The following is a 26,062-nucleotide window of genomic DNA, read 5'->3' as shown; positions in this document are numbered from 1 at the left end:
GTCAGAAAAATTTAACCCTACAGTGCAGTGGCGTGAATCGGTAGCCGGATAATAAACCGGGTGCCCCCGGCGTCGCAGATCGGGCTTTCCACGCTGATGCTGCCAAAGTGCTCTTCGATAATACTGTAAACCAGCGCCAACCCAAGCCCGGTACCTCGCCCGGGGGCCTTGCTGGTGGCGAAGGGTTCGAACAGGGTGTCACGCATTCGATCAGGAATGCCGTGTCCCTGATCTTCGACGCGGACTTCCAGGTACGCCTCGGTCTCTTCGCAGTAAATGCTGATCGCTTGTTCTGGTGAACTGGCATCTGCGGCATTTCCCAGCAGGTTGATAAAGACCTGTAGCAGGCGTTGGGGATCCCCCTGGGCCCAGCCGTCACTCACACAGTGGTTGATAAACTGCTGCTGGCGGTGATCAGGATCAAGCAGCAGCAGTGAGATTGCCTCATCCACGGTGTCGCGAAGATTGACCGGGACATGGTGCACGCTTTGCTTGATGCTGCCGGAATGGCTGAACGTTACCAGGGATTCGACAATGCGGGTAATGCGCCGGGTCTGTTCGAGAATTTGCTGGCTGGTTTCCAGTTGCTCCTCGGCATCGCTTTCGCTGTCGAGATTCTGCGCCAAACAGGCGATCGCCGTGACCGGGTTGCCGATCTCGTGGGCGACCCCGGCGGCCAGGCGGCCGATGGAAGCCAGTCGCTCGTTATGGGCCAGATGCGCCTCCATATGACGCAGCTCCGTGATGTCCTCAATCACCAGCACCTGGCCGCCGGCTTGTTCGGCACTGCCAATGCCCATCACAGAGGACTTGTGCAGGCTCAGCCAGCGAGTCTGTCCTTGAACCTCCAGCGACAACTGCGGTTGGTGGGGGTTGTCGTCTCGGCTGAAACGGGTGAAAAACTCGCCCCAGGGTTCAACCAGATCTGAAAGACGGGACCCGATAGTGTCCGCGGCGCTGATGTTGGTGAGCGCTTCCATCGCTTGATTCCAGCCAATGATCTCATCGTCCGCCCCCAGCGAGATCACCCCCATGGGCAGTTCCAACAGGGTTTGCCGATGGAAGCGGCGCAGGCCGTCGAGCTCCGCCGCCAGCCCGGACAACCTGTCGCGATATTGTTCCAGTCGGGATTCAATGAACTGGATGTCCTCGCTGGAGCTTTGCTCTTCTTCGGGCAGGTAAGGGAGGTGGTCATCCATTAACTGATGCGAAACCGAGGGACCGAGCAGGCCTGATAGATTGGTCTCCAGTTGGTCGCGAAGACGACGCAGGGCGTAGGGGCGTGTTTCGGTGCGGGGAAGGCGCAGGTCGCGCAAGGCCATTTCCACTTCACGGGTGGCGGTGATCGGCCCCAGAGGTTGGCTCAGGGCATCAATGAAATCATCGACACTTTTCGCTTCCAGTTCCCAGCGATAGGGGCGGCGCAGGCTGTCCACGGCACAGGCTTCTGCGGCGTTTTTTTCTGCCCGGGACATGGGGGTGACGATGGAGACAATGGCATACACCAGGGCATTGGCGGTGACCGAGGCAATAGCCACGTGGTGCCACTGGTCGGGTCCGGTGTGGAAACGCATTCCCAGCAATTCCATCAGCTGGGAAAGCTGCCAGCTTGGGTAGGTGATCGGCAGCAGTAGCAGCAGCAACCAGCACAGGAAGCCGACGGTGAGTCCTGCAAACAGGCCGTTGCGGTTGCCGCTGGGCCAGAACAGCGCACCAATCAGTCCGGGGACGAACTGAAGGGTTGCCACGAACGACAATACCCCCAGCTCAACCAGGGTATGACCGGCCCCCGTAAATCGGTAAAAAAGGTAGGCCAGTGCCAGAATAGCGGCGATCAGAATGCGCCGTGTCCATAGCAGGTTGCGGTACAGGTTTTGTCCCTGATGTAGCGGGCTGGCGGGTAATACCAGATGATTGAGGCACATGCCTGATAGCGCCAGCGTGGCAACGATCAGCATGCCGCTGGCGCCAGCCAGTCCGGCCAGGTAGCCAAGCACAGCCCCGTGTCCGCCGGTTACCAGGCCAACCCCCAGCGCATAGTAGTCCGGGGAGGTGGGAGCGTTGCTGGCGGCGGCGGCCCAGAGGATTACCGGTACGCACAGGGCCATCACCAGAAACATTAGTGGCAGCGCCCAGCTGGCGGTAATCAGTGCCCGTGGGTTCAGGTTTTCAGTGAACGCCATATAGAACATATGAGGCAGCACCACGGCGGAGACAAAAAACGCCATGATCATGGAATGCCAGGTGCCATCCTGTAGAGGGTAATACAGTCGCGACAGCATCTCAGGGTGATCATCCAGCCACTGCCCCAAACTTTCCGGACCGTCGAAAACACCGTACAAACCGAGCAGTGCCACCGCGCCGAAGGCCACCAGCTTGATCAGCGATTCTGTGGCAATGGCTACCACCAACCCTTCGTGTTTTTCCCGGGCGGTGGCGTGGCGGGCGCCAAACAGGATGGCGAAGATCACCATCATCATGCAGAAGCCCGCGGCCAGTGAGCGAGGATCATCGGTGCCACTGAGAATCTGGATCGACTCCGCTACCGCCTTGAGCTGCAAGGCAAGCAGTGGCAGCACACCTATCAGCATTATGATGGTAGTCATGGCCCCGGCCATGCGGCTGCGGTAACGGAAGGCAAACAGGTCAGCGAGGGAGCTGAGCTGGTAGGTGGCTGTCAGGCGCAATATCGGGGCCAGCAGGATGGGGGCCAGCAGGAACACGCCTGAGATACCCAGAAAATAGGACAGGAAGTTGTAGCCGTACTGGTAGGCGTAACCGACTGAGCCATACACCGCCCAGGCACTGGCATAGACTCCAAGGGAAAACACATACACGGCCGGGTGGCGCACCCAGTGCGCCGGCAGCCAGCCGCGCTCGGTGATCCAGGCAACAAAGAAAAGAAACAGCAGGTAGCCACCGGCGATGGCAATCAGCTCACTGACACTATAGACCATCGACATCTTTGCTCTTTGCAATCCAGTAGCTCAGGGCGATCAACCCCAGCCAGATCAGATAAGGGCGGTACCACGCTCGCCCCCCTTCGCTCCACCAGTCAATAATGGCAGGGGACAACAGGTAGGTTCCCAGAATAAAAATGATAAGCAGGCGATCTGTATACATGTTGTTAGGGCCCTCTGGCCGAAGAGGATACGTCAGGTGAGGGAGGCGTGTAAAAGCGGGGGGAGTTCAGTTGACAGTGGACAGTTGAGAGTTGACAGCGAAAAGCAAGAACTGTGGCCTGGTTCGGGGGGCTGAGTTGAAAGTTGAAACGCGCGAGATGGGGTTGTTGCGTAGGGTGGAAATGGGCGTCAGCCCATCTCTGCCCTACGAGAGTGACGTGGGTAAAGGTTGCTGGCGGCCGGGGGGCCAGTGGTGTTCGGGGTAATGGAGTTTACCCCATTCCAGCAGGGAGGCAGGTGGTGCGCCCTGGAGATCTTTCGGCGGTTGCAGACCCATGCAGTGCAGGGCCGCAGAGAGGAGTTGGCTGGCACGGGCGGGGGCGAGTGCTTCGCTGCCGCCGGACTTGGATAGCTTGGTATCGCGGCCGTCAGTGACCACGGGCAAATGGGCGTAAAGCGGAGCGGGGCGCCCCAGGCATTCCAGTAGCCAGCGCTGGCGCAGGGTGGAATCTATCAGGTCGGCGCCGCGTAACACATGGGTAATGACGTCGTTGGCATCATCCAGGGCGCAGGCCAGTTGGTAGCCGAACAGACCGTCACGGCGACGGATTACAAAGGCGCCGCCGTCCTGATGGAGGTTGTTGCAGACCCGCCCCTGTATGCCATCGTCGAAGCAAAGCTCACTGTCCGGCACGGCAAGGCGAACCGAGGCATCGTCACTGCCGGGGGCCGCAGCACTGATGCCCGGATGGTTATGATTCAGGGCCGTCAGCTGCTTGCGGGTGAGGGTGCAGTAAAAGGCGTGATGGTCTGCCAGAAGTTGCTCCACCGCCCCCTGATAGGCCTCATGGTGCTGGCTTTGATAACGCACCGAGCCATCCCACACCAGCCCGAACTGTTCCAGCTGCAGCAGAATGGCATCGGCCGCCCCGGGCACTTCCCGGGGGGGATCCAGATCATCTATCCGCACCAGCCATTCCCCACCATTGGCTCGTGCGTCCAGCCAACTGGCCAGCGCCGCCACCAACGACCCGAAATGCAACGGGCCGGAGGGCGTGGGGGCGAAACGTCCGCGATAGCTCATAGGGCAGTGAACAGTGAATAGTGAATAGTTAACAGCGGCGCGCCAGATGAATGCAGTGACGTAAAACGCAGGAAGCCGCGCACAGAGTATGGGCGCGGCCTCCTGCGTAGCAAAGAGCGAAAGCCCGCTATCGCGAGCTGTTCACTATTCCCTGTTAACTCTTCACTGCTTCTAACCTGCCAGCTGCTTTTCCTTGATCTCCGCCAGTTCCTTGCAGTCAATGCACATCTCGGCGGTTGGGCGGGCTTCGAGGCGGCGGATGCCGATTTCGATGCCGCAGGCTTCGCAGTAGCCGTAGTCATCCTTGTCGACCAGGTCCAGGGTCTTTTCGATCTTCTTGAGCAGCTTGCGTTCTCGATCACGGGTACGCAGTTCCAGGGCGAATTCTTCTTCCTGGGTGGCGCGATCTGCAGGGTCGGGCAGATTGGCTTGCTCATCCTGCAGGTGATGCATGGTGCGATCGGCTTCTTCCATTAGCTCCTGGCGCCAGGCCAGTAGAATCTGCCGGAAGTGTTCGCGCTGTTTCTCGTTCATGTATTCCTCATCCTTGGCCGGCTGATAAGGTTTGAAACCGTGCAGCAGGGCCTGGGATGAAGTGGAGGAGGTCTTTTTCACTGTCTTTTTTACCTGAGCTGAAGAAGGGGATCGGCTCGGCGACATTCCTTTGCCGGCAAGCGCAGTCCTGGCGGTACCGGAGTTCGATGGTCGTTGAGCGGCAGGAGTTCCTGCCGGTTTTGCCTTGCCGGAGGCAGGCAGCTTTGTTCTTGGTGCAGCGGGTGCTGCTTTCTTGGCCGCAGCCTTGGGGGCTGCTGGCCGGGTAGCCTTTGCCGGTTTGGCAGAGGTCGCCCTGGTTGTCTGTTTTGCAGCGGGTGTCTTGCTCTTGCCCGCGACGGATTGGTTTGCAGCCTTGGCCGGCGCTTTTTTAGCGGGGCTTTTAATGGCGGCCTTGGGCTTGGACACAGCGGCTTTCTTCACGGTGGCCTTTTTGGCTGCTGGCTTGCTGGTAACAGCTTTTTTGGCGGTGGGCTTCGCTGCGGTCTTCTTGGCTGGGGCTTTTTTCGCCGGTGCTTTTTTTACTGCCGCTTTCTTGGCGGCGGGCTTTTTGACCGCAGCTTTCTTCGGCGCTGGCTTCTTGGCAACAGCCTTTTTCGCTGGTGCTTTTTTTGCCGCAGCCTTCTTGGCCGCAGGCTTTTTCACGGCAGCTTTTTTGGCTGGCGTTTTCTTGGCGGCGGGTTTGCTGGTGGCTGTCTTGCTGGCAGATTTGCTGGCGGGTTTGGTAGAGGCTTTGCGGGTGCTGGCAGCAGTTCCGGTGGCTTTTTTGGTAGCCGCCTTTTTCGGGGCTTTCTTTTTGCCGGTGGCCATCTTCAGTAACTCCCTTAGCATGGTCTTTAACTCTCTATCCTGTGCCCGCACTTCCCTGATGGGCATAATGTAATCTTCGACCTTACCCCTTATAGGCAAGTCTTGTCACCAATTACAGGGCCTGCTTCCGGCAGGGAGCCTGATTGATGAAAATCTGGCCGATTATAGCCATGCCGGTCCGTCTTGGAAGAGGAAACTTGTGATGACGCTATCCCGTTACGCCAGCCAGATCCCGCCTTTTCATGTAATGGCGTTGTTGGAAAGGGCGCAGCAGCTGGAAGCTGAGGGGCGCGATATTTTGCATCTTGAGGTGGGGGAGCCTGATTTTGGCACGCCCCCACCGGTGATGGAGGCGATCCAGCGTGCCATGGCGCAAGGGCGAACAGGCTATACGCCCGCGGCGGGACTGCCGGCGTTGCGTCAGGCGATCTCCGATGATTACCGGGAACGTTTTGGCGCCGAGGTGCCAGCTGCGCGCATTGTAGTAACCCCCGGAGCGTCGGGTGCCTTGCAATTGGCTCTGGCAGCGTTGATCAATCCAGGTGAGGGGGTGCTGTTATGTGACCCGGGTTACCCCTGCAATCGGCAGTTCGTGAATCTGGTCGGCGGGGATCCGCAGCCTTTCTTGCTGGATGCGGCCTCCCATTTTGATCTTTCGGCAGCGGCGTTGGAGGCTGCCTGGCTGCCCTCGACTCGCGTGGCCATGGTCGCCAGCCCGGATAATCCCACGGGCAATATGCTCAGCCCTGACACCCTGGCCGAGCTGGTCTCGGTGGTGCGCAGGCGCCACGGCACCTTGCTGGTGGACGAGATCTACCAGGGGCTGTGTTATACCCAGCCAGCGTCCACTGTTCTGAGTCAGACTGACGATGTGGTGGTCATTAACAGCTTCAGCAAATATTTCTGCATGACGGGCTGGCGACTTGGCTGGCTGGTTGCTCCCGAACCCCTGGTGCCGGCCATCGAGCGGCTGGCCCAAAATCTGTTTCTGGCGCCATCGACACCGGCACAGTACGGTGCGCTTGCCGCATTGGAAGAAGCCTCTATGGCGATTCTTGAGCAGCGCCACCAATTGTTGGCTCGCCGCCGCCAGTGTTTGCTCAATGGTTTGGCGCACCTGAAGTTACCGGTGGTGTCTCGCGCTGACGGCGCCTTCTATGTGTATGTGGATGTGAGCCGCTATACCCATGATAGTCACGCCTTCTGTGCCGATCTGCTTGAGCGCGCCGGAGTGGCCATCACGCCGGGCGTGGACTTTGGCGAGGGGCATGACCACAAGCGCTATGTGCGGCTCGCCTATACCTGCACAGAATCACGACTGACCGAGGCGTTACATCGTCTGGAACACTATCTGGAGTCCTTGTGAAATTTTCCCCGCAGCTGGAGCGCGTTACCCTGTTACGTCGCTACAAACGGTTCATGGCCGACGTGGTTCGTGATGATGGCAGCGAAATCACGGTGCACTGTCCCAATACCGGGTCCATGAAAAACTGTGTGCTGGGCGAGCCGCAGCAGGCGTTGATTTCCGATAGCGGCAATCCCAAACGCAAGTACCGCCACACCCTGGAGGCATTGCAGGTGGCCCATGGTCACTGGGCGGGGGTGAACACCAGCCGCACCAATGCGCTGGTGGAAGAGGCGGTTCGCAGTGGGTGGGTGGCGGACCTGGATCCGTGCAGCGGAGTGGAGAGAGAGGTCAAATACACGGACAGCCGTTTTGATCTGGCACTGGGTGAACGGGCGGAGCCGCATACCTTTATCGAGGTGAAGAATGTAACGCTCGGGCCGGGGCCGGAGGATGCGGATGATGGGGTCATTGCCTTTCCTGACTCGGTCACCGAGCGCGGGCAGAAGCATCTGCGTACCCTGATGGAGGTGGTGGCGTCGGGGCGCCGAGCGGTGCTTTTTTTCTGTGTGCAGCACAGTGGCGCTACGGCGGCGCGACCGGCGGATGAAATCGATCAGCGTTATGGTGAGCTGCTGCGTGAGGCGGTAGCGGCGGGGGTGGAGGTGCTGGCCTGGCGGGTCGCCCTGTCGCAAACCGAGTTTGTTCTGGAGGCGCCGGTACCGGTGCTGTTGGCGCGGGGGACGTAACCGCCGCGTGCGTCTATCTGTCTACGCTTGCCGGTCCAGTTCCCGCAGTTGCTGCTGTAACAGGGTGATCTGGTTGCCCCAATAATGCATTGATTCAAACCACGGGAAGGCCGGCGGGAAGGCGGGGTCGTCCCAGCGTTTGGCCAGCCAGGCGTCATAGCCGATCATGCGACGGATGCGCAGCGGTTCAATGAGCCCTTGTTGTTCCCAGGGAAAGGGCAGGAAGGTGTCGTAGCCCTGGGCAAGTACCCGTAACTGATGTTGCTGCTCGTCCTCTTCCCCGGACAACAGCATCCAGATGTCCTGCATGGCCGGGGCGCGCAGGCTGTCGTCCAGATCCACGAAATGTGGACTGTCGTCGCGCCACAGGATGTTGCCGGTGTGGCAATCGCCGTGAACATTCAGCAAGGGAAAAGCGGTGTCTGCCAGGCGTTTTTCAATGCGTTCCAGCAATTGCCCCACCGTGTCCCGGTACTGGCCGCGGTAGTTGAGATCCACCACGTCATCGATCAGGAAGGTGCTGGCGGTGCGGATATCCTCGACCACATCCAGTGTGGGGCGATGCTGGTAGGGGCGGTCGCTGCCACAGGCATGCCAGCGTGCGAGGGTGCGCCCCAGTTGCTCCAGATGGCTGTCGTTGGCCAGTTCCGGTGCATGGCCGCCGGCGCGCCGAAACACCGCAAAGGCGAAGTGATCACAGTGAAACAGGCTGGTGCCGTTCTTCGCGATGGGGGCGACCACCGGCAGGTCGCGCTCCGCGAGGAACAGGCTGAAGGCATGCTCCTCAAGGATCTGTTCGTCGCTCCAGCGTTGTGGGCGATAGAACTTCACAATCACCGGGGCACCGTCTTCCTGGCCGACCTGATAAACCCGGTTCTCGAAACTGTTCAACTGCAATAGCCGGCCGTCACTGAGAAAGCCGGCGGCGTCTACGGCATCAAGCATGTAGTCCGGGGTCAGCAGATCGAAAGGGTGCCCTGTGATGTCGCTCATGCGGGTTGCGGAACCTCTCCCAGCCAGATTTCGTTACCACGCACTTCCACCGGTACCGGGACCAGCTTGTCGCCCATGCACGGGCCCGATAGACAATGGCCGGATTCCACCTCGAACAGGGCGCCGTGATTCGCGCACATGATGAACTGGCGATCGCTGTCCATGAATTCGTCGGGCATGAAGTTCAGTTCAATCCCCAGGTGCGGGCACCAGTTGATATAGGCGTGGACCTGCCCGTCAAATTTGGCCACCACCACGGGCTGGCCATCTTTCTGAAATTCCCGGGCGCTTTCGTGTTCGATGTCGTCCAGGTTGCAAACGTGTTCCATGGAGCTTCCAGTATTTCCTGGTAGGTGGAGTTCAGGTTATTCGCCCAGTACTGACTTGCGAATGGCAGTATGTGCTTCAGCGGGCAGGCGCGGGCCGAACTCGCTGACCAGTCGCGCCGAGGCGGCAGAGGCCAGTTTGCCCGCTGCGGCAAAGTCGTGGCCGTGGGTGATGGCATAGAGAAAGGCGCCAGCAAACATGTCGCCCGCCCCGTTGCTGTCCACGGCCTTCACCGCGATCGGGTCGATGGTGTGGGTGGTCGTGCCATCCCATACCAGGGCTCCCTTGGCGCCCAGTGTAATCACTGCAGAGCGGCACACTGATTTCAGTGAGGCCAGAGCGGCGTCCACGTTGTCGGTATCGGTGTAGCTGGTGGCTTCGGCTTCATTGCAGAACAGCAGGTCCACGCCATCACCGAGCATTTCGGTCAGGCCATCCTTGAAGAACTGCACCATGGCCGGGTCGGAGAAGGTCAGCGAGGTTTTTACCCCGTGTTTCTCCGCCAACTGGCGAAGCTTGACGGTGGCCGCCCGTGAGCTGTCACCGCTGACCAGATACCCTTCCAGATAGACATACTGGCTGGCGGCGATGGCGGCTTCGTCCAGCTCGGATTCGGAAACCTGGCTGGAGATCCCCAGAAACGTATTCATGGTGCGCTCGGCGTCCGGGGTTAGCATCACCAGGCACTTGCCGGAGATGCCGTTTTCCCGGTGGCTGTTCATGTTGGTGTCCACGCCGGCCGCGGTCAGGTCGTTGACGAAAATGTCGCCGGTGGCATCGTCGGCAACCTTGCAGGCGTAGTAGCCGCTGCCGCCAAAGTAACGGGTGGCAATTACGGTATTGCAGGCAGAGCCGCCACTGGTCTGTTTGCGTGGTTCGGCTTCGTCTTTCAGGGCGGTGAGCAGTTCTGTCTGGCGAGCTTCATCCACCAGGGTCATCAGCCCCTTGCCGACCTCCATGCGTTCCAGAAAGGCGTCGCTGACCTCGATTTCGGTATCTACCAGGGCATTGCCGAGGGCATAAACGTCATATTTTTTGGTCATGAAGGCTCCGTTCTGGATTATGCAGGGGGAGCTATTATGGGCTGCCGGGCGCGGCTTGCAAAACCCTGGCTGCCGACTCGGCGGAACATAATCGTCACCTTGTACTCATAAAGTACCCACACTTTTCTCTATACTGCGTCCCCATGGCGAAGAAAACGAACAAGACCCCGGCGCGATCGCGGGGGCAGGCACAACGCAAGAAATCTCCATCTCGCAAGAAAGCGGCGGCCCCGCGCCGCCGTTGGTTCAGCTGGGCCTTTGTGGCCAAGTTCAGCTTGGTGCTGCTGGTGATCGGCGCTGCCGGGCTGGCGTACCTGGATGCGATGGTCCGTGAGCGTTTCGATTCCCACGTCTGGCAGCTGCCGGCACGGGTCTATGCGCGCCCTGTGGAGCTGTATGAAGGGCGGGTATTGTCCCGGGAGGACATGCTCAAGCTGCTGGACCTGATGCGCTATCGTCGTGATGCGGCAGCCTCGACGCCGGGCAGTTTTGCCGTTCAGGGCAGCCGTTTGCTGATTCATACTCGTGGATTTAAGGATAGTGACGGCGGGGAAACGCCCAAGCGTATCCGAATCAGTCTGTCGGGCGGCCAGATCCGCAATCTGGACGCCGGTGGTGACGGTCTGGCGCGACTGGAGCCGCTTCAGATCGGCAGCATCCATCCGCAGCATGCGGAGGACAGGGTGCTGGTGCCTCTGGAGCAGGTGCCCCCGTTGCTGGTGGATATGCTGGTGGCCACCGAAGATCAGAGTTTCTACGAGCACCATGGTATTTCCCTGCGCGGGCTGGCTCGGGCCATGGTGGCCAACGTCAAGGCGGGAGGGCTGGTGCAGGGGGGCAGTACGCTTACCCAGCAGCTGGTCAAGAATTTCTGGCTGACTTCAGAACGAACCCTGTCGCGCAAGCTGTTGGAAATGCCCATGGCCATCCTGCTGGAGCTGCACTACAGCAAGCAGGAAATTCTCGAGGCCTATCTCAATGAGGTCTATCTCGGCCAGGACGGGGCGCGCGCCATTCATGGCATGGGGCTGGGTGCGCAGTTCCTGTTCGGGCGACCCCTCGAAGAGTTGGAGCCGCATCAGTTGGCCACCCTGGTGGCGCTGCTCAAAGGGCCCAGCTGGTATGACCCCCGGCGCCGTCCGGAGCGGGCGATGGAGCGCCGCAATACCGTGTTGCGCGTGGCCATGGAAGAGGGCGCTTTGTCCAAAGCTGACTTCGACAAATACAGCGCCCGCCCGTTGGAAGTGGTCCCACGCGGGGCGTCGGCTCTCTATGCCTTCCCGGCGTTTATTGATCTGGTGCGCCGCCAGCTGGCCCGAGACTACCCGCCGGAAGTGCTGAGTGACGAGGGGCTTAATATTCATTCCACCCTGGATGTGCTGGCCCAGCTGGCGTCTGAAGGGGCGTTGAAAGAGCATCTCAATAACCGCGACCCGGGTGAGAAGCAGAAACTGAATGGCGCCGTGGTGGTGGTGGCTCCAGCGCAGGGGGATGTGCTGGCTCTGGTCAGCAATCGTAATTCCCGGGAGGCGGGGTTCAACCGTGCCCTGGATGCCCAGCGGCCCATGGGGTCGCTGGCCAAGCCAGCGGTGGTGCTGGCGGCGGTACGCGAACCAAAGCAGTGGTCTCTGGCTTCACTGGTCGAAGATGGCCCGATTCAGGTGAAACTGCCAAACGGCGATGTGTGGGCGCCCCAGAATTTTGACAAGCAAGCCCATGGGGCCATGCCCATGGTGGATGTGCTGGCCCAGTCCCGTAACCAGGCCACCGCTCGTCTTGGGCTGGATGTGGGGCTCGACAAGGTGGCCAAGACCATGGAAACCCTGGGCGTGACCCGCAAGGTTCCGCAGTACCCCAGTATCCTGCTGGGCAGCCTGGCGCTGACCCCGTTTGAAGTGGCCATGATGTACCAGCCGCTGGCCACTGGCGGGTTCAGTACCCGTTTGCGCTCCATTACCGATGTGCTGGACAAAGAGGGCAAGCCGTTGGCCCGTTACCCGGTCAGCACCGACGAAGTGGTAGAAGCGGGGCCAGCCTTCCTGACCCAGTGGGCCATGCAGCAGGTCGTCGAAAAGGGCACCGCCCGTTCTGCACGGGCCTACTTGCCAAAAGATTTGAAGGTGGCAGGCAAGACCGGCACCAGTGACGATTTCCGCGATGCCTGGTTCGCCGGGTTCTCGGCCAATCACCTGGCGGTTGTGTGGGTGGGTCGTGATGACAATGCCGGGGCGGGTATCACTGGATCCAGCGGCGCTTTGCCAGTGTGGGCGAGGTTGATGGGCAAGCTGCCCCAGCGCAGCCTGTCGCAGACCCCACCTAACGGCGTAGAGTGGGTATGGATGAACCCGGACGGCCAGCGTGTCAGTGCCGAAGGTTGTGGCGACGCCCGTCGCTTCCCGATGATGGAAGCGTCCATCCCTGAAGACGCCGATGGCTGCGGCAGCGTGAAACAGTCCGGCAAGGGCATCAAGAAATGGTTCAAGGGATTGTTTGATTAGGGCCTGTTAGCGCGGTCAGGACTCAACCTGGAGGGCTGATCCGTTGTTCCGCCCGGCAGCGCCAGCCGCTGTTTATGTAGAATGACTACACTGCACACTAGCTGGCACGACTGGATGAAAAATGCATTCAGCAGGAGCCGTACCGGTAGTGTTAACAGGCTCCAAGGCTGCCAGGCCCGAAGAACACACAAAGGAACAAGTATGCAGAACAGGCAAGGGTGGATTCGGATACTGGTCGTTGCGTTAGTGATGTCAGGCTGTGCCGTGCGGCCTCCAGACGCGCCGGTTGAACCCATGACGGCCAGTGTCGAGCTGGAAGGTTCGCCTGCAATGGCGTTGCTGCAGCGGGCGGAAAGTGCCCGGCAGCAAGGCCAGGGGGCGGCGGCAGAGCGCTATCTGGAGCGAGCCCTGAATATTGCCCCGGATTCCTCCTGGTTGTACCGGGCGTTGGCGGATCTGCGGTTGTCCGAGGGCGATGCCCGAGGCGCGGAGGGCTTTGCGCTCAAGGCGCTGCGGTTGGCACCGGACCATGATGATTACCAGGCGAGCCTGTGGGAGATGGTGGCGACGGCTCGTGAACGGCAAGGGGACCGAGACGGTGCCCGCGACGCACGCAGCCGGGCCGCGGCGTTACGTAATCCGGTGGCGCGACCGGTATGACGCCCGCAGTGCAGGCGGCAAAAAAGGCCAAGGTCGCTTTCCAGTTGCACAGTTACGAACATGACCCCAAGGCGGAAAGCTACGGGCTGGAGGCCGCCGAGCGACTTGGGCTGCCACCGGCACAGGTCTTCAAGACGCTGGTGGCCCTGGTCGATGAGGTGCCGGTGGTAGCCATGGTGCCGGTGGCCCATCAGCTCGACCTGAAGTGTCTGGCCCGGGCACAGGGTGGCAAAAAAGCGGTGATGTGTCCGCCGGACAAGGCGCAGCGACTGACGGGCTATGTGCTTGGTGGGATTAGCCCGCTGGGACAGAAAAAACGGTTGCCGCTGGTTCTGGATAGCAGCGCGCAATCGCAGCAGGACATCTATATGAGCGCGGGGCGCCGCGGTCTGGAAATCGCCATGGCGCCACAGGATCTGCTCACCCTCACCGGCGGCAAACTGGCCGCCCTGGTCCGCGACTGAGCAGCCTCTCCCTTTGTAGGAGCGTCGCTGGCGGCGCGATCCCCCGAGTTTCGAGTCACGAGTACCGAGTTTCGAAATTCAAAAGCGGAAACCCGCATTGATTGGAGGTTTTCGCTTCTCGTAACTCGGTACTCGCAACTGCTTTCATCGCGCCGCCAGCGACGCCCCTACGGATAGGTTTGGTTAGAGCTTGCCGAAGGCCTTGCGCGCGGCGGTGAGGGTGGCGTCGATGTCTTCGTCGCTGTGGGCGGCGGATACGAAGCCGGCTTCAAAAGCGCTGGGGGCAAGGTAGATGCCCTGATCCAGCATGGCGTGGAAGAAGCGGTTGAAGCGCTCGCTGTCGCAGGCCATGACTTCGGCAAAGCTGCTCACCCGGCTCTGGTCGGTAAAGAACAGCCCGAACATGGCGCCTGCCTGGGCAGTGGTGAATGCGACGCCTTCGGCGTGGGCCGCTTCCGTGAGTCCCGCCAGCAGGCGGGTGGTTTTTTCGGTGAGAGCCTCGTGGAAACCGGGTTCGCTGATCAGGTTCAGGGTGGCCAGGCCGGCCGCCATGGCCACCGGGTTGCCGGACAGGGTGCCTGCCTGATAGACCGGGCCCAGCGGGGCCAGGTGCTCCATGATGTCTTTCTTGCCGCCAAAGGCCCCCACCGGCATGCCGCCACCGATGATCTTGCCCAGGGTGGTCATGTCCGGCGTGATCCCGTACAGGGCCTGGGCACCGCCCAGGGCAACCCGGAAACCGGTCATGACTTCGTCGAAGATCAGTACGCTGCCGTGGTCATCACAGTGCTTGCGCAGGGCCTGCAGGAAAGCGGGTGTCGGCGGTACGCAGTTCATGTTGCCTGCTACCGGTTCCACGATCACGGCAGCAATCTGATCGCCATAGTCGTTGAACGCATTTTCCACGGCAGCGGCGTCGTTGTAGTTCAGGGTCAGGGTGTCCGCCGTGACCGATGCCGGGATGCCCGGGGAACTGGGGTTTCCCAGGGTCAGGGCGCCTGAGCCGGCCTTCACCAGCAGGCTGTCCACATGGCCGTGGTAGCAGCCTTCGAACTTGATGATCTTGTCGCGGCCGGTATAGCCACGGGCCAGGCGAATGGCGCTCATGGTGGCTTCGGTGCCGGAGTTGACCATGCGGACCATGTCCATGGACGGCACCAGCTCGCAGACCTTGTTGGCCATGGCGATTTCGGCGGCGGTGGGGGCGCCGAAGCTCAGGCCGTGGCTGACCGCCTGATTCACGGCCTCAATCACTTGTGGGTGGTTATGGCCGAGAATCATGGGCCCCCAGGAGCCCACATAATCGATGTAGCGATTGTCGTCTTCGTCGTACAGGTAAGGCCCTTGGGCCTCGTGGAAGAACACCGGGGTGCCGCCGACGCCTTTGAAGGCCCGCACCGGGGAATTGACGCCACCGGGAATGTGTTGTTGGGCCTGACGGAAAAGCTTTTCGGATTGCTTGCGGCTCATGGTTGTTCTCCTGAATCTGGGATCTGAACGGATCAGAAAAGGGCGCTGAGTTGACGGGCGGCAGCTTCGATTTCGGCCGGATCGGAATGGCCGAACAGGGCATGAATGACGGCGACGGCAGCGGCGCCAGCCTCAATCAGCTGCGGCGCATTATCCGCATTCACTCCACCGATGGCTACCACAGGTACATGAAATGCCTGACAGGCAGATTGCAGGGTGGACACCTCGGCCGGCGGCGCCAGGGGTTTGGTGCGTGAGGCAAAGAAGCGGCCAAAGGCTACATAATCGGCGCCTGCGGCGATGGCTTTCCGGGCCAGCGCCAGATCGCTATGGCAGGTGACGCCGATAATGCGGTCGGGCCCCAGCAGCTGACGGGCCAGCGCAATTTCCGCATCGCTCTGCCCAATGTGCACCCCGTCTGCCTGCACGTCGGCGGCCAGTGCGGGATCATCGTTAACGATAAAGCTGGCGTCATACTGGTGGCACAGGGCCCGTAACTGGCTGGCCCGGCGGCGTCGCTGGTCGGCAGTGGCTGTCTTGTCGCGATATTGCAACAAGCGGGCGCCGCCATGCAGGGCCGCCTCTGCGGCGGGCAGCAGCAGTGCGTCCGGGGTCAGCGCCGGGTCGGTGATGGCATACAGGCCTTGAATGCGTGAAGTCATCAGCGGCGGTCGGGGACGTGCTGTCCGTTGCCGGGCCGGAAGGCGCCGCGCAGAAAACGGTCCACATGGGCCTGGCCATCGGCGACGGCGTTGGCCAGGGACTCTCCGTGCCCTCGCAGGCAGGCGATGGCGGATGCCAGGGTGCAGCCGGAGCCATGGTAGCTGTGTGGCAGACGCTCCCATTGCCAGGCCTGCTCGCCGCTGTCAGTGAACAGGTGGTTGGTGACCTGCTCGGTGGTGTCGTGGGTGCCTGTGATCAGGGCTGCGCGGCCGGTGCGTTGCACCAGGGTTTCGCCGCAGTCGGCAACGCTGTCCTTGCCGGTGAGCAGCTGGGCTTCTGGCAGGTTGGGCGTCATCACTTCGCAGTGAGGCGCCAGGCGGTCAAGCATGGCATCGGCCAGGGATTCCCGGGTGAGACTGCCGCCGGCCTCGGCGGCCAGAACGGGATCGAGTATCACCGGGATACCGGGTAACTGCTCAAGCAGGCGGGCAATAAAATCGATGATGGCCACTGACCCGGTCATGCCAATTTTGACGGCCTGATAGGTGTAGTCTTCCAGCAAGGTGTCGGCCTGCTGCTGCAGCAGGTCGATGTCGGTGAGCTGAAAGCCTTTCACGTTCTGGCTGTTCTGGACGGTAAGCCCGGTGATCAAGGTGGAGGCAAAGCCGCCGAGAGCGCGAATCGCTTCGATGTCGGCATGAATGCCGGCTCCCCCGGAGGGGTCATGGCCGGCAATGACAAGAATATTCGGTTTCATAAACGGCGAACCTGAGCGAAGAAAAACGATCGTCAGAAGGGTCTGACGATCACCAGAATAACAATGGCGACCAGCAGGAAAACAGGGACTTCATTGAAGATACGAAAGAATTTGTCGCTCTTGGTATTGGCGTCGGCGGCAAACTTCTTCATGTACGCCAGACACATGTGGTGGTAACCCACCAGCAGAAACACCAGAGTCAGCTTGGCGTGCATCCAGCCGCTGCCTTTGTAAGCTTCCATGTTGGCCATGAACATCCATAGTCCCAGCACGATAGTGATGATCATGCTGGGATTCATGATGCCGCGATACAGCTTGCGTTCCATGATCTTGAAACGGTCCTTGCTGGTCTGGTCTTCGGCCATGGCGTGATACACGAACAGCCGCGGCAGGTAGAAGATGCCGGCAAACCAGCAAATCACGGCGATCAAGTGGATGGCTTTAATCCAGAGAAAGTGGTCTAGCGCGAACTGCATCATGGGCTTCCTGTGTGGGTGGCATTGGAGTGTCGCTTGGCTGGGCGTACACTATACAGCCTTCCCTTTGTCGTTACCGAATCCGAAAGGAGTCCTGTGAACAAGCGCTCCCGTCAACGTCGTCTGATGCGTTACTACCTGTTTCGCACGCGGCGCTTGAGTCGGCGGCAGCTGGGTTCCTGGCAGGACTGGAAGCTGCGCATGGTGTTCTGGACCGGTGCCGTGCTGGTCGGGTTGCTGGTGGTGGCGTTTGCCTGGGTGGCTGAGCTGGCGTCCCATACCTTTGTGCAGCTTCATGAGCGGTCTCCGTTGCTGCCTATCCTGGTGACCCCGCTGGGTATGCTGATCATCGTCTGGTTGATGCGCCAGCTCGGTACCGAGTCCCAGGGCAGTGGTATTCCCCAAGTGTTGGTGGTGCTCAAGCAGCGTTATCACTGGTTGCGCCCCACGTTTTTGTCCCTGCGGGTGATTTTCGGCAAGTTCGTCCTGACCAGCCTGGGGTTGTTATGTGGCGCCAGCATTGGTCGCGAAGGCCCCAGTGTGCATATGGGGGCGGCGATGATGTACTCGGTGGGCCAGGTGGGGCGCTTGCACCAGAAGTACGTGGACAATTCGCTGATTGTGGCGGGGGGCGCTGCCGGGGTCTCTGCGGCCTTTAATGCGCCGTTGGCCGGGATTGTGTTTGCGATTGAAGAGCTGGCGGGTTCTTTCGAACAACGTACCAGCGGTACCCTGATCCTGGCGATCATCCTGTCCGGGGTGGTGGTGTTGATGATCATGGGGCACTACAGCTTTTTCGGACACCCTGGTGGCAAGCTGGATATCACCACAGATTGGGTGGCCATTGGCGTGACCGGTCTGGTCTGCGGATTGTTCGGCGGGATTTTCAGCCGGTTGCTGATTCGTGGCAGCCAGTTTCTGTCTCCCTTCGCCAAGGCTCATCCCTACCGGGTGGTGTTGCTGTGTTCGCTGGTGCTGGTGTTTCTGGGGTTGGCCACCGGTGGAGCCACTTACGGTAGTGGTTATGAGCAGGCCAGCATTTTGCTGACCGGTGAGCACCCGGGTAACTGGAGTTTTGCGCTGGCAAAAATGGCGGCCACGCTGGCATCGTATTTCACCGGGATTCCCGGTGGGCTGTTCTCGCCGAGTCTGGCTGCCGGGGCCGGTTTCGGGAATGTGATCGGCGGCTTTTTCCCTGAAGTGTCGCTGGTCGGGCTGACCCTGGTGGCTATGGCGGCGTTTCTGGCCGGGGTGATTCAGCGCCCGATTACCTCATTTGTGATTGTCATGGAGCTGACGGGTAACCGTCACGATATCCTGCTGCCGCTGATGGCCGGGGCGTTTCTGGCCGCTGCAGTGGCCAAGCTGGTCTGGGCACGGCCGTTGTATGACTCTCTTGCCGAGCGCATGGCTGATGGTCAGGGCATGGCGCTGGAAAAACCTAAACCCGAGGACAAGGCTCCGGAGACGGATAAAACCGATCAGGAGCGACAGCTGCCGGGTTGAGCCGGGCGTTGGCGGCGGCAAAGTTGCCGCGGTGGGTGGGCGCCCCTATCATGCGTGCCTGCCTTTTATTGCAGCAGTACAGCAAACAGTGGAGTGAAGTTATGGCAATCCTGAAGGTCGGCGTAGTCGGCGGCACCGGGTATACCGGGGTCGAGTTACTGCGTTTGCTGGTCAATCATCCCCAGGTGGAACTGGATGTGATCACGTCCCGAGGCGATGCCGGTACCGCTGTGGCTGACATGTTTCCCTCGCTGCGTGGCCGCACCGATCTGGTGTTTAGTGAGCCGGACGTGACGCGGTTGGCGCAGTGCGATGTGGTGTTCTTTGCCACGCCACATAATGTTGCCATGCGCATGATGCCAGAGCTGATGGCGGCTGGCGTGCGGGTGGTCGACCTGTCTGCTGATTTCCGATTGCGGGATCACGAACTGTGGAGCGAATGGTATGGCGAGCCCCATGCCTGCCCCGAGTTGCTGGCGGAAGCGGTATACGGCCTGCCGGAAGTGAACCGTGAGAAAATGCGTAAGGCGCGCCTGGTCGCGTGCGCCGGCTGCTACCCCACCTCCATCCAGCTGGGTTACCTGCCGTTGCTGGAGAATGGCTGGATCAAGCCTGACCAGCTGATTGCCAATGCCGCCAGCGGCGCCAGTGGCGCGGGCAAGGGGGCCAAGGTGCCGATGTTGCTGGCGGAAGCCGGTGAAAGCTACAAGGCCTACGGAGCCAGTGGTCATCGCCATCTGCCGGAAATCGAGCAGGGCCTTGGGGACATTGCCGGTCGGCCGGTAAAGGCCACCTTTGTTCCCCACCTGATTCCCATGATTCGAGGTATTCATGCCACGCTTTACGGTCAGCTGGTAGAAGGTGCGCCGTCTCTGGAAGAGATCCAGGCTGCCTATGAAAAACGCTATCAGGATGAGCCCTTTGTGGATGTCATGCCGCTGGGAAGCCACCCGGAAACCCGCTTTGTGAAAGGGGCGAACACATGCCGGATTGCCTTGCATCAGCCCCGTGGCGAGAACGTGATCGTGGTGTTGTCGGTGATCGATAACCTGGTGAAAGGGGCCTCCGGGCAAGCCGTGCAGGCCATGAATATCATGTTTGGGCTGGACGAATCGGCCGGCCTCGCGGTCGTGCCGTTGATGCCCTGATCATGGCGAAGAAACCGCAAAGCCGCGCGGGTATCGATGATGTGGTACTCATGCCGGTCAGTCCTTCCCAGCAGAAGAAACGCCGTCGTTTGCTCATGGTGGGGGCGGCGGTGTCTGCCCTGGTCCTGTTTGTCGCGGGGCTGTGGGTGGGCAATAGCGGCTCCCTGGATACCTCTGCCACCAATCAGCGTTTGCGCGCCGAATTGAAGAGCAAGAAACGGGAACTGGATGCTGCCCGCAACGAACTGGCGCTGTACCGCACCGACACCGAAGTGACCCGTCAGGCCCGCGAGACCCTGCGCCAGGAAATCAAGGGCCTGCGTGATCAAGCGGCCGAACTGGAAGAGGCGGTGGCATTCTACAAGAATGTCATGGCGCCGGTGGGGACTGAAGGTGGGCTGCAAATTGAAAAGGCCACGCTGCAACCGACCGACGAGCCCAACCTGTACAGTTACAAAGTGGTACTGGTGCAGGCGGGGGATAACCGTAATTATCTGTCCGGCGATATTCGCTTGACCCTCAAGGGAACCCGCGACGCAGAGGCCTTTGCACTGACTGGTGAGGACTGGTTAGCCGATGGCAGTGAGACACGGTTCCGGTTTCGCTATTTTCAGGAGCTGAGTGGCCGTTTTCGGCTGCCGGAAGGGGTAGAGATTGGCACACTGGATGTGGAAGCTGAAAGCGGCGGCAGAAGCCGACACCAAATACAGAAAACCATAAAGTGGCAGTAGGAGAGAGCAGTGCTAGGCCGAGACAAGAAATCCGCATCTTCCGGAGCATCCGCCTCCCAGGATTACCGCAATCACACCCTCATCGCCCCGAGTGCCAAGGTGACAGGCGATATCGAATTTACCGGTGGCCTGCACGTGCAGGGGGCTGTTGAAGGCAATATCAGTGTCGGCAAGGATGGTGGCCGACTGGTGATCGGCGAGACGGGGGTAGTAAAAGGCGAGATTCAGGTTCCCCAGGTAGTGATTAATGGCCATGTGGAAGGTGACGTCCACGCTACTGAAAATCTGGAGCTGGCTGAAAAAGCCTCTGTCGAGGGCAATGTTTACTACCTGATGATCGAGATGGTGATGGGGGCCCGGGTCAACGGCAAGCTGGTACGCCTGGACGATGAGCGTCGCAATCTGCCCGCCCCGGAGAAAACAGCGGACAAGCCTGCGGCGGCCAAAGAGGCCGCTGCGGATAATTCTTGACGGTTTTAGTCAGGTACTGGAACATATTGAACCCGTGTCACACCGGCGTTTGTGTCACGGGTTCTTCCGTTTTACAGCAATAGCGAGCCTATGATCGACCCAACCCCTATTTCGTTCACCGACGCTGCCGCCGCCAAAGTCAAAGAGCTGCGCGACGATGAAGGCAATCCTGAGCTCAAGCTGCGGGTGTATATCACCGGGGGTGGCTGTGCGGGCTTTTCTTATGGCTTCACGTTCGATGAAGCCGTGAACGATGACGATACCATTGTCGAGAAAGACGGTGTCACCCTGCTGGTGGACGCCATGAGTATCCAGTACCTTGATGGCTCACAGGTAGATTACGAGCAGGGTCTGATGGGGTCGCGTTTCGTGGTCAGCAACCCCAATGCCGCTACGACCTGCGGCTGCGGTTCTTCCTTCTCGGTCTAGGGCGCCCTGAGTCACTCCTTGCCATTCTGTGGGAGCGGTGGTTTCACCGCGATACCCGCTTTTCCGAGTATCACGTCCTGTCAGCCTCTTTCGCGGTCGAGCGACCGCTCCCACAGGGTTTCTGTGTGCGGCGCCCGCTGTCACATAACCTTCATTATTTGATCAACATTTCGTCGTTTTCAGGGTGGACACTAAACTCATGATGACGACACGACCGAGTTTTCAACGAATGACCGCTGCTGATACCCGCGCCATGTGCTGGTTGCTTCAGCAGCCTCAGGCCGCGCGGCGGGCGCGTATGGCGCGCATGGTCTCGCGTCTTGGAGATGGCCCTTTCTATGTGGCGCTGACCCTGCTGATCTGGTGGGTGGACCGTCTGGGCGGCAGTGAGTTTGCACTCACTGCGATGGCCGCCTACGCACTGGAAGTCCCGTTGTTCGTTGGGCTCAAGCATTTGATCAAGCGTCCGCGCCCGGCCGATGCGCTGGAAAGCCTGTCGGCGTTCATCCAGCCGGCGGACCGCTTCAGTTTTCCTTCCGGGCACACCGCAGCGGCCTTCGTGATGGCTACCCTCCTGTGTGTCTTTTACCCGCCGGTCATGGCGCTGGCATTGGCGCTGGCAGTGATGGTCGGATTGTCCCGGGTGCTGCTGGGGGTCCATTACCCCAGTGATATTCTGGCAGGGGCGACGCTGGGCTTCAGTTGTGCCCTGATCGCTCTCTGGCTGGTTTGACTGGCAAGCTACTCGGTTTCCGTAATCCTTGGTTCGCGCCTGGTGACTCATAGCTCATAGCTGGCTGCTGCTCTTACGGCAGTGTGACCTGCCCCAGAATCGCTTCCCTCGAGGCTCCGGTGACGACCGGGGCGTTGGCCGGCTTTTCATTCCAGCGCGCCCATGCCAGCCAGGCGAACGCGGCGGCTTCCACCCAGTCAGGATGAAGACCCGCTTTTTCCGTGGTGTTCACCGCGACGTCGGTGAGGGCGTGGAGTCGTTGTAGCAAGTAATCATTATGGGCGCCGCCGCCACAGATGAGCAGGGCGTCGGGGCGAAATGCGGCAAGGGCATCGGCAATGCTGCGTGCAGTGAGTTCGGCGAGCGTGGCCTGGATGTCCGCAGGGCGGGTCTGGGCGGGCAGCCGGGAGGTTAGCCACTGGGCGTTGAAGTGTTCCCGCCCGGTACTCTTGGGCGGCGGCAGGCTGAAGTAGGGATCGCTCAGCAGGGTGGAGAGCAGGCCCGGGTCCACACGGCCGCTGGCAGCCCAGTCGCCATTGCGGTCAAAAGGACCAAGGCCTTGTCGGGCGATCCAGTCATCCATCAGCACATTGCCCGGGCCCGTGTCGAAACCGCCGAGCAGTGTGCGGCCTTCCAGCAGAGAGGCGTTGGCCATCCCGCCAATGTTGATCACCGCAAGCCGCTCGCCAGAACGGCCAAACTGCTGGCGGTGAAAGGGGGGCACCAGGGGGGCGCCCTGGCCGCCGAGCACCATGTCCTTGTTGCGAAAATTGTGTACCACCGGGATGCCGGTTTTCACCGCCAGGGTATCGGCGCAGACCAGTTGCAGGCTAAAACCCTGAGTGCCCGGACGGTGGCGAACGGTCTGCCCGTGGCAGCCGATGGCGCGTATGGCGGAAGCGGCAATGCCGCGAGTCTGCAGCAGGGCGTGGCAGGCATTGGCATAGAGGCAGCCAAGCGTCTGACTGACGCTGCCGCACAGGTCGATCTCTCCGTTGCCCGGCTGGCAAAGCGTCAGAATGTCGGCCCGCACAGGATCGGGGATGGGCTCGCTATGGCTGCCCAGTAGCGTGACGCGATTATCATCGATCCGCACCAGTACCGCGTCGATGCCGTCAACGCTGGTGCCGGTCATCAGGCCGATATACAGCTCAGAAGACATTGCTGCTGGCCAGAGTCGCGGCTTCGGCGAACAAGGTCATCTGTGCCTTGAGCCGGTTAGCTGCGATCAGGAATTCCGCCCGCTCGTTGTCGTTAACGCCGCGCGCCTTTGGTAGCGGGACTGTTTGCGGGTTTCGGTGTACCCCGTTGATGCGGAACTCGTAGTGCAGGTGCGGCCCGGTGGAGAGTCCGGATGTGCCCACATAGCCGATGGTTTGTGATTGCTTGACCCGTTTTCCGACCCGGATTCCCTTGGCAAAATTGCGCATATGCGCATACAGGGTGGTGTAGATCTGGCCGTGCTTGATAATCACCACATTGCCGTAGCCGCCTTTGACCCCGGCAAAGATCACCTTGCCGTCACCCGCTGCGCGAATCGGGGTGCCTCTGGGGGCGGCATAGTCTGTGCCCCTGTGGGCGCGAATGGTGTTGAGGACTGGGTGGCGGCGGCCCAGATTGAAGCGTGAGCTGATGCGTGAAAACGCCACCGGGGTGCGGATGAACGCCTTGCGCATGGAGTCACCCTTGATGTCCAGGTATTCCACATCTCCGGACAGGGTTTCGTAGCGAAATGCCGTCAGGTGGCGCCCCTGATTCCAGAATTCGGCCATCAGGATGTCGCCTTCGCCGACCTTTTCGCCGTCCAGATACAGTTCTTCGTACAGGATCCGGAAGCGGTCGCCCTTGCGGATGTCGAGAACGAAATCCACATCCCAGGCAAACAGGTTGGCCAGCTGCATGGTCAGCTTGTCGCTGATGCCGGCAGCAGCGCCGGCCAGAAACAGGGAGTCGGTAATGTCTGCCTGGGCGAAGCGGGTCTGTTTCTGATACTCGCGCTGGCTCAGGCGCACGGTCCAGCCACCGCCGGTCAGTTTTGCCATCAGGGTTTCCACCCGGGAGGGGTGGTAACGGACAGCGGTCAGTGAGCCGCTATCATTGACAATGACTTCCAGGGTCTCGTCAGGGCGAAGACGGGTAAGGCGCTGGAGTTTTTCGTCGCTGTTGATCAGCGCATAGACCTGGCCGGCCCCGACACCCAGAGGCTGTAGCAGGGATGACAGGCTGTCGCCGGCTTGCACTGTCAGGGTTTGCCACGCGGGGGCTGCAGGGGGTTGGGCTTTGTTAGCAGGGTTGGGGGTGGTCTTGGCAGCGGGGCGAGCGGGTAGATCGAGGGCCTTGACGGTTTTCGCGGCGGGCTCGCTCCCCGGGTGGTCGGGGCGCAGGGCGATAAGGATGACGCCACCCAGCAGTACCATGCTCAGCAGTAAATGGGTGCGTGGGAACTGGCGCACCAGTCTGCCGATAGCAGAAAAAAATTGTTTCATGAAGGTTCGCGGGGTCTGGTTAGGTAAAAGACGGGCCGATGCCCGGCAGGCTCGGCGAAAAAACAGACCTGCAAAGATACCCGCCTTCTCTGGCCGCGTTCAAGTGCTACAATGGCGCGCTTTGACGGGCCCGGTTGGTCCGAATCAGTAGTAGTGGAATCTCAAGAGGTAGGCATGGCCACGGTGGAAGAACAACTGGCACTGATTTCTCGCGGAGCGGACGAGATCATCCAGGAAGACGAGTTGCGGGAAAAGCTGGCCTCCGGGCGCCCTCTGAGAGTGAAAGCGGGCTTTGATCCCACCGCGCCGGACCTCCACTTGGGGCATACCGTGTTGATCAACAAGCTCCGCCAGTTTCAGGTGCTTGGGCATGAGGTTATCTTCCTGATCGGGGATTTCACCGGCATGATCGGCGACCCTACCGGCAAGAGTGCGACCCGCCCCCCGCTGAGTCGCGAGGATGTGTTGCGCAATGCGGAGACCTACAAAGAGCAGGTGTTCAAGATTCTGGACCCGGCGCGAACCCGGGTGGAATTCAACTCCAGCTGGATGAATGAGGTGGGGGCCGCAGGCATGATCAAGCTGGCGGGCCAGTACACGGTGGCGCGGATGCTGGAGCGTGATGATTTCGACAAGCGCTATAAAGGTAATCAGCCCATTGCCATCCATGAATTCCTCTATCCCCTGGTGCAGGGCTATGACTCTGTGGCCCTGGAAGCGGATGTGGAGTTGGGCGGTACCGACCAGAAGTTCAATCTTCTGATGGGGCGCACCCTGCAGAAGAGCCACGGTCAGCCACCGCAGATCTGTCTGACCATGCCGATCCTGGAAGGGCTGGACGGGGTGCAGAAGATGTCCAAGTCGCTGGGGAATTATGTCGGAGTCAACGACGCCCCGGGGGAGATGTACCGCAAGCTGCTGTCGCTTCCCGATGCGTTGACCTGGCGTTATTATGAACTGCTCAGTGCCAGATCAAACGAGGAGATCGAGGCCCTGAAGGCTGAGGCTGACCAGCAGGGAACCCCGCAGGAGGCCAAAAAGGCCTTTGCACTGGAAATGGTGACCCGGTTCCATGGTGAGGCGGCGGCACAGGCGGCGCCAAAGTCTGCCGGTAACCAGATCGCTCTTGGGGAGATCCCCGATAATGTGCCGGAAGTGGTGGTGGAGCTGGGCGAGCAGCCCGATATCCACATTGTCCCCCTGCTGCGCGAGGCGGGGCTGGCCCAGAATGGCAAGGCGGCCAAGGATGTCTTTGCCCGCGGCGCGGTGTATCTGGATGGGGTTCAGCTGCAAGAAGAGCGTGCTTTCCGGGCTGGCGATACTCATGTGATCCAGGCAGGCAAGAAAAAGATCGCAAGGGTGGTTATCAAATAAGCAAAAACGGCCCGAAAAGGGCCGTTTTGGACAGAAAGTGAGCGGTCGGAAGGTTTTTTAAAAAAAGTGCGAAAAAGGGTTTGACACCCTCAGGGAAATCCCTAGAATGCGCACTCCTCGACGGGGCAACAACGAAACGCCACGGACGAGAAGCTCTTTAACAATCAGGCA

At 60.5% G+C, this 26,062-nt stretch carries 26 protein-coding genes; 13 read left to right on the top strand and 13 right to left on the bottom strand.

The features are described from left to right. Positions 1 to 17: 17 nt before the first annotated feature. From Q672_RS29685 to dksA, 4 genes are all read right to left on the bottom strand, one after another. Complete coding sequence (locus Q672_RS29685) at positions 18 to 2,957, bottom strand: sensor histidine kinase (protein ID WP_119918487.1); 2,940 nt, start codon at positions 2,955 to 2,957, stop codon at positions 18 to 20. Beyond that, positions 2,947 to 3,123, bottom strand: coding sequence for a hypothetical protein (locus Q672_RS34290; RefSeq protein WP_007149317.1), 177 nt, complete (start codon positions 3,121 to 3,123; stop codon positions 2,947 to 2,949). The genes Q672_RS29685 and Q672_RS34290 overlap by 11 nt, the downstream gene beginning before the upstream one ends. Positions 3,124 to 3,327: 204 nt before the next feature. Continuing rightward, positions 3,328 to 4,206: a tRNA glutamyl-Q(34) synthetase GluQRS gene (gene gluQRS / locus Q672_RS29675; RefSeq protein ID WP_022986161.1), complete on the bottom strand. Its 879-nt coding sequence runs from the start codon at positions 4,204 to 4,206 to the stop codon at positions 3,328 to 3,330. 171 nt (positions 4,207 to 4,377) lie between these two features. Then, a complete protein-coding gene (gene dksA, locus Q672_RS33845; protein ID WP_255407684.1) occupies positions 4,378 to 4,740 on the bottom strand; it encodes an RNA polymerase-binding protein DksA in 363 nt (120 codons plus the stop codon). A 253-nt stretch (positions 4,741 to 4,993) separates the two neighbouring features. On the opposite strand from dksA, the gene Q672_RS34285 reads away from it, so the two are divergent. From Q672_RS34285 to sfsA, 3 genes are all read left to right on the top strand, one after another. Continuing rightward, positions 4,994 to 5,641, top strand: coding sequence for a hypothetical protein (locus Q672_RS34285; protein ID WP_200866020.1), 648 nt, complete (start codon positions 4,994 to 4,996; stop codon positions 5,639 to 5,641). A 129-nt stretch (positions 5,642 to 5,770) separates the two neighbouring features. Beyond that, on the top strand, positions 5,771 to 6,934 hold the full coding sequence (locus Q672_RS29670; protein WP_022986158.1) for an aminotransferase class I/II-fold pyridoxal phosphate-dependent enzyme: 1,164 nt from the start codon (positions 5,771 to 5,773) through the stop codon (positions 6,932 to 6,934). Continuing rightward, the gene (sfsA, locus tag Q672_RS29665; RefSeq protein WP_022986157.1) at positions 6,931 to 7,662 is read left to right on the top strand and encodes a DNA/RNA nuclease SfsA; all 732 of its coding nucleotides are present in this window, start codon (positions 6,931 to 6,933) and stop codon (positions 7,660 to 7,662) included. Before Q672_RS29670 ends, sfsA begins: the two co-directional genes overlap by 4 nt. A gap of 21 nt (positions 7,663 to 7,683) precedes the next feature. Here sfsA and Q672_RS29660 read toward each other — a convergent pair whose 3' ends face one another. Genes Q672_RS29660 through Q672_RS29650 form a run of 3 tightly spaced genes read right to left on the bottom strand, consistent with a single transcriptional unit; the run spans position 7,684 to position 10,025 of the window. Further along, positions 7,684 to 8,655, bottom strand: coding sequence for a serine/threonine protein kinase (locus Q672_RS29660; RefSeq protein ID WP_022986156.1), 972 nt, complete (start codon positions 8,653 to 8,655; stop codon positions 7,684 to 7,686). Next, positions 8,652 to 8,984: a Rieske (2Fe-2S) protein gene (locus tag Q672_RS29655; protein ID WP_022986155.1), complete on the bottom strand. Its 333-nt coding sequence runs from the start codon at positions 8,982 to 8,984 to the stop codon at positions 8,652 to 8,654. Before Q672_RS29655 ends, Q672_RS29660 begins: the two co-directional genes overlap by 4 nt. 36 nt (positions 8,985 to 9,020) lie before the next feature. Continuing rightward, positions 9,021 to 10,025, bottom strand: a complete 1,005-nt coding sequence (locus Q672_RS29650; protein WP_022986154.1) for an adenosine kinase — start codon at positions 10,023 to 10,025, stop codon at positions 9,021 to 9,023. Positions 10,026 to 10,168: 143 nt separating this feature from the next. Between Q672_RS29650 and mrcB the strand changes: the two genes are divergently transcribed. The 3 genes from mrcB to ybaK all read left to right on the top strand — a co-directional run bounded on the left by mrcB (position 10,169) and on the right by ybaK (position 13,647). Continuing rightward, positions 10,169 to 12,523 (top strand): penicillin-binding protein 1B, encoded by a 2,355-nt coding sequence (gene mrcB / locus Q672_RS29645; RefSeq protein WP_022986153.1) that lies wholly within the window; start codon positions 10,169 to 10,171, stop codon positions 12,521 to 12,523. A gap of 201 nt (positions 12,524 to 12,724) precedes the next feature. Further along, on the top strand, positions 12,725 to 13,183 hold the full coding sequence (locus Q672_RS29640; protein ID WP_022986152.1) for a tetratricopeptide repeat protein: 459 nt from the start codon (positions 12,725 to 12,727) through the stop codon (positions 13,181 to 13,183). Then, positions 13,180 to 13,647, top strand: a complete 468-nt coding sequence (gene ybaK, locus Q672_RS29635; RefSeq protein WP_022986151.1) for a Cys-tRNA(Pro) deacylase — start codon at positions 13,180 to 13,182, stop codon at positions 13,645 to 13,647. Before Q672_RS29640 ends, ybaK begins: the two co-directional genes overlap by 4 nt. 183 nt (positions 13,648 to 13,830) lie before the next feature. Here ybaK and hemL read toward each other — a convergent pair whose 3' ends face one another. From hemL to hemJ, 4 genes are read right to left on the bottom strand one after another with little or no spacing between them, the layout of a single operon-like run. Next, positions 13,831 to 15,117, bottom strand: a complete 1,287-nt coding sequence (gene hemL, locus Q672_RS29630; protein ID WP_022986150.1) for a glutamate-1-semialdehyde 2,1-aminomutase — start codon at positions 15,115 to 15,117, stop codon at positions 13,831 to 13,833. 32 nt (positions 15,118 to 15,149) lie between these two features. Continuing rightward, positions 15,150 to 15,779, bottom strand: coding sequence for a thiamine phosphate synthase (gene thiE, locus Q672_RS29625; RefSeq protein ID WP_022986149.1), 630 nt, complete (start codon positions 15,777 to 15,779; stop codon positions 15,150 to 15,152). Continuing rightward, a complete protein-coding gene (thiD, locus tag Q672_RS29620) occupies positions 15,779 to 16,537 on the bottom strand; it encodes a bifunctional hydroxymethylpyrimidine kinase/phosphomethylpyrimidine kinase (protein ID WP_022986148.1) in 759 nt (252 codons plus the stop codon). Before thiD ends, thiE begins: the two co-directional genes overlap by 1 nt. A gap of 32 nt (positions 16,538 to 16,569) precedes the next feature. Continuing rightward, the gene (gene hemJ / locus Q672_RS29615; RefSeq protein WP_031226799.1) at positions 16,570 to 17,013 is read right to left on the bottom strand and encodes a protoporphyrinogen oxidase HemJ; all 444 of its coding nucleotides are present in this window, start codon (positions 17,011 to 17,013) and stop codon (positions 16,570 to 16,572) included. A gap of 96 nt (positions 17,014 to 17,109) precedes the next feature. Here hemJ and Q672_RS29610 point away from each other — a divergent pair, with 96 nt between their 5' ends. The 6 genes from Q672_RS29610 to Q672_RS29585 all read left to right on the top strand — a co-directional run bounded on the left by Q672_RS29610 (position 17,110) and on the right by Q672_RS29585 (position 22,031). Beyond that, positions 17,110 to 18,519 carry a chloride channel protein gene (locus Q672_RS29610; protein ID WP_022986146.1) on the top strand — a complete coding sequence of 470 codons (1,410 nt, stop codon included), beginning with the start codon at positions 17,110 to 17,112 and terminating at the stop codon, positions 18,517 to 18,519. Between the two features lie 107 nt (positions 18,520 to 18,626). Continuing rightward, entirely contained in the window at positions 18,627 to 19,667 is a 1,041-nt protein-coding gene (gene argC, locus Q672_RS29605) for an N-acetyl-gamma-glutamyl-phosphate reductase (RefSeq protein ID WP_031226797.1), read from the top strand. Between the two features lie 2 nt (positions 19,668 to 19,669). Beyond that, entirely contained in the window at positions 19,670 to 20,398 is a 729-nt protein-coding gene (locus tag Q672_RS29600; protein WP_022986144.1) for a DUF6776 family protein, read from the top strand. A gap of 9 nt (positions 20,399 to 20,407) precedes the next feature. After that, a complete protein-coding gene (locus Q672_RS29595; RefSeq protein ID WP_022986143.1) occupies positions 20,408 to 20,869 on the top strand; it encodes a bactofilin family protein in 462 nt (153 codons plus the stop codon). A 90-nt stretch (positions 20,870 to 20,959) separates the two neighbouring features. After that, positions 20,960 to 21,298: an iron-sulfur cluster insertion protein ErpA gene (erpA, locus tag Q672_RS29590; RefSeq protein WP_022986142.1), complete on the top strand. Its 339-nt coding sequence runs from the start codon at positions 20,960 to 20,962 to the stop codon at positions 21,296 to 21,298. A gap of 199 nt (positions 21,299 to 21,497) precedes the next feature. Then, positions 21,498 to 22,031 carry a phosphatase PAP2 family protein gene (locus Q672_RS29585; protein ID WP_235047203.1) on the top strand — a complete coding sequence of 178 codons (534 nt, stop codon included), beginning with the start codon at positions 21,498 to 21,500 and terminating at the stop codon, positions 22,029 to 22,031. Between the two features lie 73 nt (positions 22,032 to 22,104). Here Q672_RS29585 and Q672_RS29580 read toward each other — a convergent pair whose 3' ends face one another. Both Q672_RS29580 and Q672_RS29575 read right to left on the bottom strand, forming a co-directional pair. Further along, positions 22,105 to 23,193 carry an anhydro-N-acetylmuramic acid kinase gene (locus Q672_RS29580; RefSeq protein WP_022986140.1) on the bottom strand — a complete coding sequence of 363 codons (1,089 nt, stop codon included), beginning with the start codon at positions 23,191 to 23,193 and terminating at the stop codon, positions 22,105 to 22,107. Further along, entirely contained in the window at positions 23,183 to 24,517 is a 1,335-nt protein-coding gene (locus tag Q672_RS29575; RefSeq protein ID WP_022986139.1) for a peptidoglycan DD-metalloendopeptidase family protein, read from the bottom strand. Before Q672_RS29575 ends, Q672_RS29580 begins: the two co-directional genes overlap by 11 nt. Positions 24,518 to 24,691: 174 nt before the next feature. On the opposite strand from Q672_RS29575, the gene tyrS reads away from it, so the two are divergent. Continuing rightward, positions 24,692 to 25,891 (top strand): tyrosine--tRNA ligase, encoded by a 1,200-nt coding sequence (tyrS, locus tag Q672_RS29570; RefSeq protein WP_022986138.1) that lies wholly within the window; start codon positions 24,692 to 24,694, stop codon positions 25,889 to 25,891. Positions 25,892 to 26,062 lie beyond the last annotated feature (171 nt).

Source organism: Alcanivorax sp. P2S70 (assembly GCF_000475295.1).
GTDB lineage: Bacteria > Pseudomonadota > Gammaproteobacteria > Pseudomonadales > Alcanivoracaceae > Alcanivorax > Alcanivorax profundi.
This window is presented reverse-complemented; position numbering and strand designations above follow the sequence as displayed.